This window comes from Xanthomonas cissicola, assembly GCF_008801575.1.
GTDB classification, from domain to species: domain Bacteria; phylum Pseudomonadota; class Gammaproteobacteria; order Xanthomonadales; family Xanthomonadaceae; genus Xanthomonas; species Xanthomonas cissicola.
Genome location: NZ_VZPL01000017.1, coordinates 1 through 15,236 on the forward strand (window position 1 = coordinate 1; position 15,236 = coordinate 15,236).

A 15,236-nucleotide genomic window follows, 5' to 3' on the forward strand; every position below is an offset into this window, starting at 1 on the left:
CGGCCTGGCCAAAAACACCGCACACGTGCTGACCTTGTTTGCGCTCTCCAATCTGTGGATGAAGCGAAAGCAGTTGCTGCCGGCTATGGGGAGCGTGCGCCTGTAAACCAGGAAATTCCCACGGAAAGCGCCAGAAATGGCGAAATTCCAAAGATTCAAACGCCACTCTTCGGAACGACGCGACATCCCGCACTCTCAGGCCTCGTTATTCAGACCTTCCCTAAAGCGAAACAACTGACCCCTGCCGTGGAAATGGGGGGCGTAACCCACCGCTACCGCGCAAACGCGCGGTAGTGGCGAGAACCGGGTGGCGTGGGACCGCCAGCGCGGCGGATGTGGCGCCACTCGGTTTTCAACCGGGTGATCGGGCCTTCCCTGGGCGCGGTTACGCCAGCATGCGCACCTTCGGCTCGCGTGCCCACTGGCGGGTTTTTGCTGCGGCAATGAATGCCTTGGTATCGGCGGCGGGAACCACGCCCGCATCCTTGCCGACGTTGCCGGCCTTCAACAACAACTGCGCACCTTCGTCGAACGCGATGGCCTTCAGATGCGCCCAGGCAAAACTCACGAAATCCAGCGCCGCCGATTCGCGTGTCAGCAGCTTGGCCGCTTCCGAGGACAGCAGCACCGCCACCGCGTCGAACACCACCGAGGGCGTCCCCGCCAGCTGCCCGTCGGCGGCCAACTGCTTGCCGTCGTTGAGCTTGGCGCCGCCGAGCTTGGGCGCAACGATCTTGACCGTCGCGCCCGCAGCTTCGGCCGCCTTGCGTACGGCCTTGATCGCCGCTGCGTCCGAGCCGTCGTGAATCAGGATGCCCACCGTGCGCCCTTTCAAGGTGTCCTTCATCTTGCCGATGACCTGCAAGGCAGGCGAGAGCGGCATGTCGATCGGCGCCACGGCAGCCGGCGGTGCTGGCGGCAGGGCGGTCATGCCCATGCCATCGGCCACACGTTGCGCCAGCTCCTGGTCGATATGGCGTAAATGACCCACGATGGCCTCGCGCACATGGGCGGTTTCCACCTTCGACAGTTCGAACACCAATGCCGAGGCGATGTGCGCCTGTTCCGGTGCGGTCTGGCTACGGAAGAACAGGCGCGCCTGGCTGTAATGATCGGCAAAGCTCTCTGCACGCACACGGCCCTTGGCGCCTTCTTCGGCCGGGGTTGCGTGGCTGGGGAAGCCACGCAGCGCTTCGCGCGGCGCATCGGCCTGCAGCGAGCTGGGCTCATAAGCGACGCGGCCCTTCGGCACACCCATCTGCATGCGGCCGTCGCGCTGGTTGTTGGCGAACGGGCACTTGGGTGCATTGATCGGAATCTGGTGGAAATTGGGCCCGCCCAGGCGGCTCAGTTGCGTGTCCAGATACGAGAACAACCGACCTTGCAGCAGCGGGTCGTTGCTGAAGTCGATGCCGGGCACGATATTAGCCGGGCAGTAGGCAACCTGTTCGGTTTCGGCGAAGAAATTGTCCGGCCAGCGATCGAGCACCATGCGGCCGACGATCTGCAACGGTATCAACTCTTCCGGAATGACCTTGGTCGAGTCGAGATGATCGAAGGGGAAGGCGTCCGCCTGCGCTTCGGTGAACAACTGCACGCCCAGTTCCCACTCCGGAAAGTCGCCGCTCTGGATCGCTTCGAACAGATCGCGACGGTGAAAGTCTTGATCGGCACCGGCGATCTTGACCGCCTCGTCCCAGATGGTCGATTGCAGGCCCAGCTTGGGACGCCAATGGAATTTGACGAAGGTGCTCTCGCCTTTCTCATTGAGGAAACGGAAGCTATGGATACCGAACCCTTCGATCGTGCGCAGCGAACGCGGAATGGTGCGGTCGCTCATCGCCCACATGATCATGTGCATCGATTCGGGCGTCAGCGAGATGAAATCCCAGAACGTGTCATGCGCACTAGCGGCCTGCGGGAAACCGCGATCCGGCTCCATCTTCACCGCATGAATCAGGTCCGGGAACTTCATCGCATCCTGGATGAAGAACACCGGGATGTTGTTGCCGACCAGATCCCAGTTGCCTTCCTTGGTGTAGAACTTCACCGCGAACCCGCGCACATCGCGCGGCGTATCCACCGAGCCGGCGCCGCCTGCGACAGTGGAAAAACGGGTGAATAACGGGGTTTTTTCGCCAACCTCGGTAAAGATCTTGGCGGTGGTGTACTGGCTCAGCGACTTGGTCAGCTCGAAATAGCCGTGCGCGGCACTGCCGCGCGCATGCACGATGCGCTCGGGGATGCGCTCATGATCGAAGTGGGTGATCTTTTCCCGCAGGATGAAATCTTCCAGCAACGTCGGGCCACGCGGCGTGGCGCGCAGCGAATTCTGGTTGTCGCCAACCGGAATGCCCTGGTTGGTAGTCAGTTGCCGATGCGTACCGCCGGCCTTCTGGTGCAACTCATCGCCAGTACCGCGCGACACATCGGGCGTGGCGCTTGCAGCAGGTGCGACGGCGGGAACCTGCGCGGATTTACTGGGGGACTTGGCCATGGGGACTCCACTGTAGGCGGGCTTGGGATGCGGGCTGAGCAACAAAGCCTGGGAGTGGTGCTGTTAATTGCATGTGTCTGTATGCGAACGAATACTCACATGCACAGCGAACATTGCACCATGTCGCAGTTGGATGTTGCATCGGTCACGCGTTGCACATAGCCATGCACTCGCGAGGCAGCGAACGCGACCATTGCGCCGTTTACAGCAGATCCAAGGGCTGTTTGCGCGTAGGCGGCGCGAAGGCGCGATCGATTTCGGCAAGATCGTCTGCGTGCAATTGCAGCGTGCAGGCAGCGGCATTGGCACGCACATGCGCCGGCGTTCCGGATTCGGGAATGGCGATGACATTGCCGCTGCGGATGGCCCACGCAAGCGCCACCGCAGTGGCCGCAACGCCACGACGCTCGCCGATGGCGTGCAAGACCGGATGATCCAGCAACGCGCGGCTGCCAAGCGGCGAATACGCCATTACGGCTACCTCGTGCGCGGCGCACCAGGGCAGCAGGTCGAATTCGATGCCGCGGCTGCCAGCGTGGTACAGCACCTGGTTGACCAGGCAATGCGAGCCGCCATCGATTGCCCAGAGCTCCTCCATGTCATCGACGTCGAAGTTAGACACGCCCCAATCTCGGATCTTGCCGGCATCGCGTAGTGCTTCGAACGCGTCCACCACTTCGGCCAGATCGCTGCCGCCACGCCAGTGCAACAGGTACAGATCCAATGTGCGCACTCCCAGCCGTTGCAGGCTGGCTTCGCAGGCATGCGCAATCCCGCGCGCGCTGGCATTGCTGGGCAACACCTTGGACACCACGTAGGGCGGTTGCGTGCGGCCGATGGCCTGGCTGATCAATTGCTCCGAGCGGCCATTGCCATACATCTCGGCGGTGTCGATCAGCTGCATGCCCAATTGCTGCCCGAGTTGCAGCGCTTGGATTTCCTGCTCGGACGCATGTCGGCCCTGGCCCAGGTTCCAGGAGCCCAGGCCCAACGCGGGCACGCGACGCCCGTTGCGCAGGCGTACCTGCGCGCAGGAAGGGGAAGACGATTCGGACATGACGGGTTCCTGCCGCGTTGGAATGAGGGTGATGACCGTTACATCGGTGGCCTTGTCACTGCGACGATGGCTGCACCGATGTTGGCGCAGTGTCTGCATGCGCATCCCAGAACGCACAACGATGACGCTGCACGAAGTCGGGCGTTGCGCCGATCCTCTGCGGCGACAGCGTCAGCGGCGTGTCGCCGTCAAAAAGCGACCATGGCGGCCGCCCGCTGCCGTTGGGGTCGCCAGTGCGTGCGAACGCACCCCAGTAATCCTGCATCGTATTGGCGAACGCCTGCTGCGCCGGACTGAACTGCGGCTTGCCACTGAGCACCCAAGGGCGCTGAAACAGATACACCAGTTCAGAGGCATGGAAAGCGCCCAATGCAGGCGAAAACGGCAGGCGTAACAGACCGTACGGCGCGTCCGGGTCGTCGAACTCGTAGGCATACACCGGCGCATGCGTGCGCAAGGCCCGTCCCAGCCGGCGTGTGGGGCAGGCGAAGCCACCATCGGTCACGATGTCGGCGAACGCCTCCCAGCGCGATTGTGCGGCAACGGCTGCGTATTGCCTCAGGACCGGGGCAGGCGAGGCATGCATGCGTTGCACGCGCGCTTCATAACCGCTGCGCAAGTTGAGCTTGCCGATATAGGACAGCAATTGCGCAAACAGACGCCCTTCGTCGCGATTGGTGCCCATCAGTACCGGCACCTGCACCTGCCGGCCGCTGGCGATTGCAGCGGCCAGTGGCAGCGGCAACGCCTGGCCACCGGACATCGGCGCCCACGCATCGCTGCCGGTCAGTCCGCGGCGTTGTGGTGCTGCATCGGCCAGCGTGTCGGCCGGCAGTGCGCGCAGGCATGCGGCCGCATCGGGCGCGTGCGCGCAGCCCAGGCTTTGTGCCATACGCACGCCGCCACTTTCTGCCTCGCGCTGCGGCACGCTGGAATCGCCCGCCAGGCAGCTGCCGCTTTGCAGGATGGCGCGTTGAAACAACCCCGCCGCGCCGGGCGAAGCGAGCTGATAACAGATGCTCCACGCACCGGCCGATTCGCCGAACACGGTGACGTTGTGCGCATCGCCGCCGAACGCGGCGATATTGCGTTGCACCCAGCGCAAGGCCGCCTGCTGGTCGAGCAATGCATAGGCGCCTTCGCTTTCGCCGCGCAGGCCTGGATGCGCGTAGAAACCGAATACGCCCAGCCGATAGTTGGGTGCCACCACAATGACATCCTGGCGCGCAGCCAACGCGCTCAGGTCGTAGTCGACATTGCTGCCCAGTTCCAGCGCGCCGCCATAGATCCACACCATCACCGCGCGTGGATGCGCCGGTGCGGGGCCGGGCGGTGCGTAGACATTGAGCGTGAGGCAATCTTCGGACACATGCTTCTGCCCGACGCGATAGCGCGGCAGGCAGGCCGGGCCGGCCTGGGTGGCATCGCGGACCTGCGTCCACGCGGCTGGCGGTTGCGGTGCGCGAAAGCGCAGTTCACCCACGGGCGGCGCTGCGAACGGCACCCCCAGGAATGCCCGACCCTGTGCACTGGCCACACCGCGCACCGGGCCGGCCGTTGTCTGCACCACCTCGGCACGCGCATCAGGCGCGTGCACCAGCGCCGGCACCTCGCCGGGACGGCGCGGTGCGCAGCCAACCAGCAGGCAGGCTGCCACCAGAACGGCACCAAGGGAGTTCAGTTCACGCATGCGCCAGGGTCTGCTGTGGGATGAAAGCGTCCGTCATCATCCCGATGGCACGTGTAGGCCAGGAAAACGGCCGGCCAGTGCGCTGGGATGTGTATCGCGCATTGGCATCCACACCTGGCGCAACAAAAAACCCAGCCGTGTTACCGGCTGGGTTTCGTTAACCGTCGCGGGGGCGGTGATCAGGCCTCGGCGTCTTCCTTGTACGCATCCACCGGGATGCAGGCGCACATCACGTTCTTGTCGCCGTAGACGTTGTCCACGCGTGCCACCGGCGGCCAGTACTTCTGCTGCTTGAGGCTGGGCAGCGGGAACGCGGCCAGCTCGCGCGGGTAGGCATGCGTCCACTCGCTGGCCGACACCTGCGTTGCGGTGTGCGGCGCGTGCTTGAGCGGGTTGTCTTCGCGGTCCAGGCGGCCGTCTTCGATGGCGCGGATCTCCTCGCGGATCTGGATCATCGCGTCGATGAAGCGGTCCAGTTCGTGCTGCGATTCGCTTTCGGTCGGTTCCACCATCAGCGTGCCGGCGACCGGGAAGCTCAACGTCGGTGCATGGAAGCCGAAGTCGATCAGCCGCTTGGCGATGTCTTCGGCGCCGATGCCGCTGGTCTTCTCCAGCGGGCGCACGTCGAGGATGCACTCGTGCGCGACCAGGCCGTTGCGCCCGGTGTACAGCGTCTTGTAGTGCGGCGCCAGTCGCTTGGCGATGTAGTTGGCGTTGAGCAAGGCCACTTGCGTTGCCTTGCGCAGGCCGGCGCTGCCCATCATGGTCACGTACATCCAGCTGATCGGCAGGATCGAGGCAGAACCGTAGGCCGCGGCGCTGACCATGCCGCCGATGCGCGAGGAGTGTCCATTCCCGCTTTCGGAGTTGAATCCGCCGCCATGGATGGCGGCAGTTTGACCTTCGCCGGCATGGATGCCGGCACGAGGCAGGTACGGCGCCAGGTGCGACTTCACCGCGCACGGGCCCACGCCCGGGCCGCCACCGCCGTGCGGAATGCAGAAGGTCTTGTGCAGGTTGAGGTGCGACACGTCCGAGCCCCACTTGCCGGGCTTGGCGACGCCGACCAGGGCATTCATGTTGGCGCCGTCGGTGTAGACCTGGCCGCCATGCGCATGCACCGCTTCGCAGATCGCCACCACGTCTTCTTCGAACACGCCGTGGGTGGACGGGTAGGTGATCATCAGCGCCGCCAGGCGGTCGGAATATTTTTCCGCCTTGGCGCGGATGTCATCCACGTCCACATTGCCGTTGGCATCGCACTTGGTCACCACCACGGTCATGCCGCACATCTGCGCCGAAGCCGGGTTGGTGCCGTGCGCCGATTCGGGAATCAGGCAGATATCGCGATGCGCTTGCCCGCGCGAACGGTGATAGGCGCGGATCGCCAGCAGGCCGGCGTATTCGCCTTGCGCGCCAGAATTGGGTTGCAGGCTCACCGCATCGTAGCCGGTGCATTCGACCAGCATCGCTTCGAGTTCGTCGATCAACTGCGCGTAGCCAGCGGACTGCTCGGCCGGAGCGAGCGGATGGATGGCGCCGAATTCCGGCCAGGTCACCGGGATCATCTCGGCGGTGGCGTTGAGCTTCATGGTGCAGCTGCCCAGCGGGATCATGGTGCGATCCATCGCCAGGTCCTTGTCGGCCAGCGAGCGCATATAGCGCAGCAGTTCGTGCTCGCTGTGGTGGGTGTTGAAGACCGGGTGGGTCAGGAACGGGGTGGTGCGCAGCAGGCCTTGCGGCAGCGCATCGGCCGTGGCCGCATCCAGCGCGTCCACATCGGCCGTGGCACCGAACAGCTGCGCCAGCGCAACCACATCGGCGCGCGTGGTGGTTTCGTCCAGGCTGATGCCCACCGCCTCGCTGTCGATGGCGCGCAGGTTGATGCCAGCCGCACGCGCACGGGCGTGGATGGCATCGGCATCGATCGCCTTGACGTGCAAGGTGTCGAAGAAGCGATCGCCAACGGTGACGCCGGCGCTGCGCAGTGCGGCCGCCAGGATCGTCGCCAGGCGATGGGTGCGGCGTGCGATCCGGGTCAGGCCATCGGGGCCGTGGTAGACCGCATACATCGAGGCCATGACCGCCAGCAGCACCTGCGCGGTGCATATGTTGGAGGTGGCCTTTTCGCGGCGGATATGTTGCTCGCGGGTCTGCAGGGTCAGGCGATACGCCGGGTTGCCGGCGGCATCGATCGACACGCCGATCAACCGGCCGGGCATCGAGCGCTTGTAGGCATCGCGGCACGCCATGAACGCTGCATGCGGGCCGCCAAAGCCGAACGGCACGCCGAAGCGCTGCGAGTTGCCGACCACGATGTCCGCGCCCCATTCGCCCGGAGCGGCGATCAGGGTCAGCGCCAGCAGATCGGTGGCCACCGCGACCAGGCCGCCTTGCGCGTGCACGGCATCGGCCAGTGCAGCGTGATCGCCGATATGACCGAAGCTGTCCGGGTACTGCAGCAGCACCCCGAAGCACTCGGCCTGCAGCGCTTCTTCCGGCGTGCCGACACGCAGCACGATGTCCAGCGGCTCGGCGCGCGTGCGCAGCAGTTCCAGCGTCTGGGGATGCACTGCGTCGTGCACGAAGAACGTGTTGGACTTGGACTTGGCCGAACGCTTGGCCAGGGTCATCGCCTCGGCCGCAGCGGTGGCTTCGTCCAGCAGCGAGGCGTTGGCGATCTGCATGCCGGTGAGGTCGGCGCACAGGGTCTGGAAGTTGATCAGCGCTTCCATGCGGCCTTGCGAAATCTCAGCCTGGTATGGCGTGTAGGCGGTGTACCAGGCGGGGTTTTCCAGGATGTTGCGCAGGATGACCTTCGGCGTGTGGGTGCCGTAATAGCCCTGGCCGATAAAATTACGCTGCACCTGATTCTTGCTGGCGATGGCGCGGATCTTGGCCAGCGCTTCTTCTTCGGTGATCGCCTCGGGCAGCGCCAGCGGCGCCGGCGACTTGATGTTGCCCGGCACGATGGCATCGGTCAGCGCATCCAGCGAAGCATGGCCGACCACGTCCAGCATCTGGGCGATTTCCGCGTCGTTGGGGCCGATATGGCGCTCGACGAACGCGCTGTGGTGTTCGAGGTCGCGCAGGGAAGACGGGGTCTGGGACATGGCGGGCATCCGGGGTAGGGGCAGACGAATGGTCGACCCGCACCACGGCCGGTATGACGCGCATGCGCGCACCACGACCTGCCGCAGCAGCGGTCTTCCTCGCGCCCCTCTGTCCTTTTGCCTGAGAGTTTAAAAACGCGGCCTGGCGCGTGGCCTGCCTGCGTTTCGTGCCCCTTCGGCGCCGGCATCGGCCGGTCTCTCCAGAGTTGTACTGCGGATGGTATCGGGCCTGAGCGATTACGGGCTGTTGCGCCTTCGGCAGCGGCAGTGCCGCTTCTCCCACCGTGTTGCGGGCCGATTATAGCGTGGCTGCAGGTTGCCCGGCGCGCCCGCGCGCACCCGTCTGCCTGCCGGCTGCACTTGGGTTTGCTTAACCTTGCCGGCGCAAGCGCCTATCATCGGCGGCCGTGTGCGCATGCCGGTGCCGCAACAAGCGGACGCCGGCGCGCACTCCATGCACTACCGCCGCGGACCCCTGAATGCCCCCCACCACGCCTTCCACCTGTCGCATGGCGCTGCTGCTGGCCGGGCTGGCGATGTTCGGCCCGTTTTCGATCGACACCATCTTCCCGGCGTTCTCGCAGCTTAGCCGCAGCCTGGCGGTGGACCAGGTGGCGATCCAGCAGACCATCAGCGTCTATCTGCTGGCGTATGGCCTGATGAGCATCGCGCACGGGCCATTGTCCGACGCCTGGGGCCGCAAGCGGGTGATCCTGGGCGGGCTGGCCTTGTTTATCGCCGGCTCGATCGGATGTGCACTGTCGCAAGACTTGCCCACGCTGCTGGCATTCCGCGCGCTGCAGGGCCTGTCGGCCGGCGTGGGCATGATCGTCGGGCGGGCGGTGATCCGCGACCTGTTCCATGGTCCGGACGCGCAGCGGCTGATGAGCCAGGTATCGATGATCTTCGGGATTGCGCCGGCCATCGCGCCGATCATCGGCGGCTGGATCCTGCTCAGTGGCGGCGGCTGGCCGTTGATCTTCTGGTTTCTGGTGGTGTTCGGCCTGGTGCTGCTCATCGCAACCCTGACCTGGCTGCCGGAGACCCATCCGGTGGAGGCGCGTACGCCGCTGCAGTTCAGGCGCCTGTTGCAGGATTACGTGCGCATCGGCTTCAACCCGCGCTTCCAGCGCCTGGCCGCGGCCGGGTCGTTCAACTTCGCCGGCATCTTCCTGTACATCGCCTCGGCGCCGGTGCTGATCATGCAGCACCTGAAGCTGGGCGAAGGCGATTTCGCCTGGCTGTTCATTCCCACCATCGGTGGCATGACGCTGGGCTCGTTCCTGTCCGGGCGCATGGCCGGGCGCATGCAGCCGGTGCGGCAGATCCGCATCGGCTTCGTTTGCTGCGGGGTGGCGGCGCTGGTCAATCTGGCCTATACCTTTGCGGTAACGCAGATCGCGCTGCCGTGGGCGGTGCTGCCGATCTTCCTGGCCGGCGTGGGCATGGCGCTGATCTTCCCGATCCTGGCGCTGGCGGTGCTGGACATGTACCCGCAGCAGCGCGGCCTGGCGTCTTCGCTGCAGGCCTTCACCCAGTTGATGACCAATACGGTGGTGGCCGGGGTGCTGTCGCCGCTGCTGAGTGAACATCCGCGGCATCTGGCGATCGGCATGACCGGTTTTTTCTTGCTGGGCTGGCTATTCTGGCGCTGGGAGCGCCGCAGCGGCCGCCGTCTACGGCACCGCCAGGCCACCGAGGCAGTGCCTCTGGAGCCGGCCGACCACCTCTGACCTCACAGGAGCCTGCATGTCCACCGATTCCAAGTTGCGCCGTGATGCCCGCAAGCGCGCCGCCGAGCGCCAGCGCAACCAGGCCGCCGCCAATCCAGCGCCGGTGTCCCCGATCGAACCGCATGCCGAACTCCGCGACCAGCAACGCACCCTCTTGGCCGGCATCGTCCGCCGCGACGGCGAATGGGTGCTGGGCATGGACGGCCGCATCGCCGGCGAAAGCACCAGCGCCGCCCAGGTGCTGGCGCTGATCATGCGTGCGGCCGAGTTGCACGAACGCCAGGGCACACCGGTGCGGCTGACCTATTCGGATGCGCTCAAGGATGCCGCGCATGCGGAGGCCCGTGCCGACGGCATGGAGTTCGAGCAGTTCAAGACCAGGTTGAGCGAGCGGTTGCAGGGCGGCACCAAGCTCAATTGAGCCTGGTCGCAGAAGCGCGTTCAGCGACAAGGCGTCATGTCATTGCCGCGATCCGGCAATGACAAGGCAATGTGTGTCAACGAGCTGCAGCAGGCGCAGTTTTCGTTGTAACCGGAGCGGCAGCCGTTGCCTGCCACCCGCACATCTGCCCTTGATTCTGCTGCTTCAGCCAGTCGCTCATCGGCGCGAAGTATTCCAGCATCGGGCCGGCATCGAGTTTGTCGGTGCCGGCCAGTTCCTTGAGTGTGGTTTGCCAGGGTTGGCTGGAACCACGTTGCAGCATCGACCAGAACTTCTGCCCGGCGTCCTTGTTGCCGTAGAAGCTGCATTCGTACAGCGGCCCCTGATGGCCGGCGGCCTGGCACAGGCCTTTGTAGAACTGGAATTGCAGGATATGCGCCAGAAAATAACGCGTGTACGGCGTGTTGCCCGGCACGTGGTACTTGGCGCCAGGGTCGAAGAATTCTTCGCCGCGCGCGCTGACCGGCGCCACGCCCTGGTACTTGGCTTTGAGTTCCCACCAGGCCTGGTTGTAATGTTCGGGCGTGATGGAGCCGTCGAACACGCCCCAGCGCCAGCGGTCGATCATCAAACCGAACGGTAGGAACGCCACCTTGCTCAGCGCCATGCGCATCTGCGAATTGATCAACGACTCGCGGCCGGTCTGTTGCTCGCCCACCATGCCGATCGATTGCAGGTATTTGGGCGTCATCGCCAGCACGATGGTGTCGCCGATCGCTTCGTGGAAGCCATCGTTGGCGCCGTTCTGGAACAGCGGCGGTAACGGGTTGTAGGCCAGGTTGTAATAGATGTGGCCCAGCTCGTGGTAGATGGTGGTGAAGTCTTCTTCGGTCGGTTTGATGCACATCTTGGTGCGCACATCCGCGCCGATGTTCTGGCTCGCCTCGCCGCCCATGTTCATGTCCCAGGCGCTGGCGTGGCACACCACGTCGCGGTCCAGCGGCTTGATGAACTGCGAGCGCTGCCAATAGGTGTCCGGCAGCTTGGGCATGCCCAGCGATGTGTAGAAATCCTGCGCGCGTTCGGTCATCTGCTTGGCGGTGCGCAGCTGCGCTTCGCGTTCGGCGTTGAAGCGTGCGGCCGCGCCACCATCGCCACCGGTGTTGCGTGCCAGCACTGCGGTGAGGTTGCCCTGGTACTGCTTTTCCAGCGCGGAGGTGATGTCCAGATCGCCGGCCGCCGGGTAGGGCTGCAGCAGATCCCACAGATTGCTCCAGTCCTGCTGCCACATATTGCCCATCAGATGTGCCGGCAACAGGCCGCCGGCGACCTCGCCCTTGTCTTTGCCGTATTGCGTGTCGAGTTTGCCGCGCGCATAGCACTGCAACTGCGCATACAACGGTTTGACCTGTTCCCATAGGCGGTCGGTTTCGCTGGCCAGTTGCGCCGGCGGCATGTCGTAGCCGCTGCGCCATAGCACCCCGACGTCGGCGAAACCCAGCCCGCGTGCGCCCTCATTGGCCAGCTCGACGAAGCGTTGGTAGTCCTTGCGCATGGGTTGCGCAGTGCTGTGCCAGCCCTGCCATGCGTCGAGTTGCTCGTTGTAGTCGCGGCTGCTGGCCAGCACTTGCTCCAACTCGCCCAGCTGGCGGCAGCGGCGCTGCTCGCCTTCGCCGACGCAATAGCTGCCGGCGCCGTAATCGCCTTCCATCTTGGCGGCGATGCGGGTGAGTTCGGCCAGCTTGGCCGGGTCGCGCGGTGCGGGCAGGGCGCTCATCAATTTGAGCAACTGCAGCGCACGCGCACTGTCGGCCGACATCGGTGTGCCGGCGTACTGCTTGGATTGTTCGATCCACCGATCCAGCTGCGCCAGCGAGCGTTCGTTGGCCTTGGCCGCCAGCAACTGCGAATCGCCGTTGATATAGGTGGACGACAGCCACTGCGCAGCCGTGGTTTCCGGATAGGACGCCTTGTATTCGGCGCTGATGCGCGCAACGAACTGGTCGGCGCTTTCGGCCGGCGCGGTCTTGGTCGCGACAGGTTTGTCCGGTGGTGCCGCATCCCGGCGGCAGGCCGACAAGCTCAGGGTGCCGGCAGCCACAGCCAATGCCAGCAACAGCAAACGAGGATTCACGGGTGGTCCTTGCAGTGAAGTCCGGCGAAGGCTAGAGCGCGCCGGGTTTCAGGGCAAGGGGCAGCGCCCGCCACGCATGCGATGGGGTGGGCAGGGGCAGGCGTTGGCGATCAGCGCAGCGTGGTGCCGGTGCATTTGGCGAACAGGTCGCGCTCGGGCGCATAGACGCTGGTCTTGACCTGCATCAACCCAAGCACGGACGGGAACAGCGCATCCTGATCGGTGTATTGCCCTGCACGGTGGCGCAGGCAGGCTTCATCCAGGCCGCGATCGCGCGCGAACTCGGGCGAGAACCACATCACCATCGGCACATGGGTCTGCTCCTTGGGCGCGATGGCGTACGGGACGCCGTGCAGGTACATGCCTTTTTCACCGAGCGATTCGCCATGATCGGAGAGATAGATCATCGCTGTGTCGTAGTCCGGCAGGCCGCGCAGCGCATGGATGGCCTGATTGAGGAAATGGTCGGTGTACAGGATCGAATTGTCGTAGGCGTTGACGATGTCCTGGCGGCCGCAGCTGCCCAGATCCGCGGTCTTGCACACCGGTTTGAAGCGTTCGAATTGCGCCGGGTACCGCTCGAAGTAGCTCGGGCCATGGCTGCCCAGTTGATGCAGCACCACCACGCGGTCGCCAGGTTTTGCGCGCACCTGTGCAGCCAGATCGCTCAGCAGGACCTCGTCCATGCAGCGGCCATCGGCGCATAGGCCGGGTGTGGTGGCATCGTCCAGCTTCTGGATCTCCAACCCGTCGCACACGCCCTTGCAGCCGGACTGGTTGTCGCGCCACAACGTCGAAATGCCAGCGTGCTCCAGTACATGCAGGAACGACTGATGGCCACGGATCATGTCTTCGTTGTAATCGCGACGGCCGTAGGGGGAGAACATGCAGGGCACCGAGACCTCGGTGCTGGTCCCGCACGAATGCAGTCGGGGAAATTGATCACCCCTGCCTGCGCCAGCTCCGGCGTGGTCTGGCGGCCATAGCCGTCGAGGCCCCAGTTCTGCGCGCGTGCGGTTTCGCCCAGCACCACCAGCAACAGGCGCGGGCGGCTACCCGGCGCGCGCGGTGTTGCCGTGGCGTCGTGTTCGATCGGCTGTTTGGGCGCGCGCTTGATCGGCGATTCGGATTTGAGGTTTTGCCGCAACGCCACGATGTAATTGATCGGCGTGGCCAAATAACGCACTTCGCGATGATTGCGCATCAATGCCGAAATATCCTGCGAGGAGAGCATGGCGCCAGCAGCGCCCGCCACCGCCACCACCAGCAGGAAACCCGATCGCACCAGTACCGTCTTGCCCACGCTGCGTGCGCGCAAACGCGTGCGCCACAGCAATGCGGTCGGAATCAGGAAGTAGCACACCAGCGGCAGGATCAGGCCCGACGTGAGCAACTCGCGCGATTCCTTGTGATCGGTATGCAGCACGTTGCGCAGCATGTCCGCATCCAGATAGACGTTGTAGCTGTCCATGTAGTGCGCGGCCAGGGCGGTGGTGAACAGCAACAGCGTCAGCAGCGGCTTTGCATTCCAGCGCCAGACCAAAACGCCCAGGAGCAGCGCATGCACGGCCACCAGCAGCGCCATCAACGAGATCGCAAACCCGATGCTGCCCGGATGCGTGGCCATGGCCGTACGCCAGAACAACTGATTGCAGACCAACGCAAAAAACAGGCTCGACAGCAGCACCAGCGCTTCGGTCGACACCGTCGGCCGCGTACTCCATGTCAGCGCGCGCAGGCCACTACGCTTGCGCGGTTCCGGCAACCAGGTACTCATGCTGCATCCCCCGAGGGCAACATCAATCCAAGCGCGCGACGCGGCTTTTGCAGCATCACGCAGTACAGCGCCAGTGCGCTCACCCAGCACACCGCCAGCGACCACAGGTCGTGCGAGAGAAAATGCGCGCCGCGCAGTTGTTGCGCAACACCGAAAATGAGACCTGCTGCCAAGCCTATGAACAAACCTGCAGACCGCCATGCAGGACGGAGCGCCAGCGCACAAAAATACAGCGCCACCCACGCATAGCCGGCACTGGCATGGCCGGCGGGAAAGCAACCTGACGCGGCAATACCGTGGCGCGATTCGAATAGCCCGATCATCGCTTGCGTACCGCCATAGCGGCTCAGATCCCACGGGCAATCCATCGCCGTCCACGACTTGAGCAGCGACACCAGCGAGGTCGACAGTGCGATAGAGGCGGCCAGGTAGGTCAGCGGCCAGCGCAACACCTTCAGGCGTGGCCTGCACCACGCAACAATGGCCAGCACCAGCACGCCGACTCCGGCTGCCGTGCTCAACCATTTACCCACGCGGTGGATCACGCCACTGGTGAACCAGTGGTCCTTGAGTAGCCAGTGCCCGCCTTCCAGCCGATACAGCGTATCGGCAACCCATTGGTCGCCACCGGCGCCCATCAGCAGCGCGCTCGCCAACAGAACGCATGCCAGGGGCAGCCACAGATGGCGCACAAGGAAGTGCGTCTGCATGCCGCTGGCGGTATGCGCCACGGTCGGCGCACGGATGGGAAGCGTTGTCATCGAGATGGCGGCCTGTGTCAATGCCCGACATCTTCGAAACTCGGATGTCGGAAAGCGGTCGGACCGGGGTTGCTCGGCCGTTAACCCGACAC

The 15,236-nt window shown here is 64.7% G+C and carries 8 protein-coding genes, 2 pseudogenes and 1 riboswitch; of the genes and pseudogenes, 3 read left to right on the forward strand and 7 right to left on the reverse strand.

Going from position 1 to position 15,236, the window contains the following annotated elements:
- A pseudogene (locus F7R02_RS09460) lies at positions 1 to 106 on the forward strand (IS5/IS1182 family transposase); the annotation flags it as partial.
- Positions 107 to 385: 279 nt separating this feature from the next.
- Here F7R02_RS09460 and F7R02_RS09470 read toward each other — a convergent pair.
- From F7R02_RS09470 to gcvP, 4 genes are all read right to left on the reverse strand, one after another.
- Complete coding sequence (locus tag F7R02_RS09470; RefSeq protein WP_078590481.1) at positions 386 to 2,497, reverse strand: catalase; 2,112 nt, start codon at positions 2,495 to 2,497, stop codon at positions 386 to 388.
- 202 nt (positions 2,498 to 2,699) lie between these two features.
- Positions 2,700 to 3,554: an aldo/keto reductase gene (locus F7R02_RS09475; RefSeq protein ID WP_078590482.1), complete on the reverse strand. Its 855-nt coding sequence runs from the start codon at positions 3,552 to 3,554 to the stop codon at positions 2,700 to 2,702.
- 55 nt (positions 3,555 to 3,609) lie between these two features.
- Positions 3,610 to 5,244: a carboxylesterase/lipase family protein gene (locus tag F7R02_RS09480; RefSeq protein ID WP_078590483.1), complete on the reverse strand. Its 1,635-nt coding sequence runs from the start codon at positions 5,242 to 5,244 to the stop codon at positions 3,610 to 3,612.
- 179 nt (positions 5,245 to 5,423) lie between these two features.
- A complete protein-coding gene (gene gcvP, locus F7R02_RS09485) occupies positions 5,424 to 8,366 on the reverse strand; it encodes an aminomethyl-transferring glycine dehydrogenase (protein WP_172397267.1) in 2,943 nt (980 codons plus the stop codon).
- A gap of 90 nt (positions 8,367 to 8,456) precedes the next feature.
- Positions 8,457 to 8,571: riboswitch (glycine riboswitch) on the reverse strand.
- 265 nt (positions 8,572 to 8,836) lie between these two features.
- Here gcvP and F7R02_RS09490 point away from each other — a divergent pair.
- Both F7R02_RS09490 and F7R02_RS09495 read left to right on the forward strand, forming a co-directional pair.
- Complete coding sequence (locus tag F7R02_RS09490; protein WP_078590485.1) at positions 8,837 to 10,090, forward strand: multidrug effflux MFS transporter; 1,254 nt, start codon at positions 8,837 to 8,839, stop codon at positions 10,088 to 10,090.
- A gap of 16 nt (positions 10,091 to 10,106) precedes the next feature.
- Positions 10,107 to 10,511 carry a hypothetical protein gene (locus tag F7R02_RS09495; RefSeq protein ID WP_003484384.1) on the forward strand — a complete coding sequence of 135 codons (405 nt, stop codon included), beginning with the start codon at positions 10,107 to 10,109 and terminating at the stop codon, positions 10,509 to 10,511.
- Between the two features lie 76 nt (positions 10,512 to 10,587).
- On the opposite strand, the gene F7R02_RS09500 is transcribed toward F7R02_RS09495, so the two are convergent.
- The 3 genes and pseudogenes from F7R02_RS09500 to F7R02_RS09510 form a co-directional block, all read right to left on the reverse strand.
- Entirely contained in the window at positions 10,588 to 12,606 is a 2,019-nt protein-coding gene (locus F7R02_RS09500) for a M2 family metallopeptidase (protein WP_078590486.1), read from the reverse strand.
- Between the two features lie 110 nt (positions 12,607 to 12,716).
- Positions 12,717 to 14,383, reverse strand: a pseudogene (locus F7R02_RS09505) (phosphoethanolamine transferase).
- The gene (locus F7R02_RS09510) at positions 14,380 to 15,144 is read right to left on the reverse strand and encodes a phosphatase PAP2 family protein (protein ID WP_078587139.1); all 765 of its coding nucleotides are present in this window, start codon (positions 15,142 to 15,144) and stop codon (positions 14,380 to 14,382) included. Before F7R02_RS09510 ends, F7R02_RS09505 begins: the two are co-directional and overlap by 4 nt.
- Positions 15,145 to 15,236: the final 92 nt, after the last annotated feature.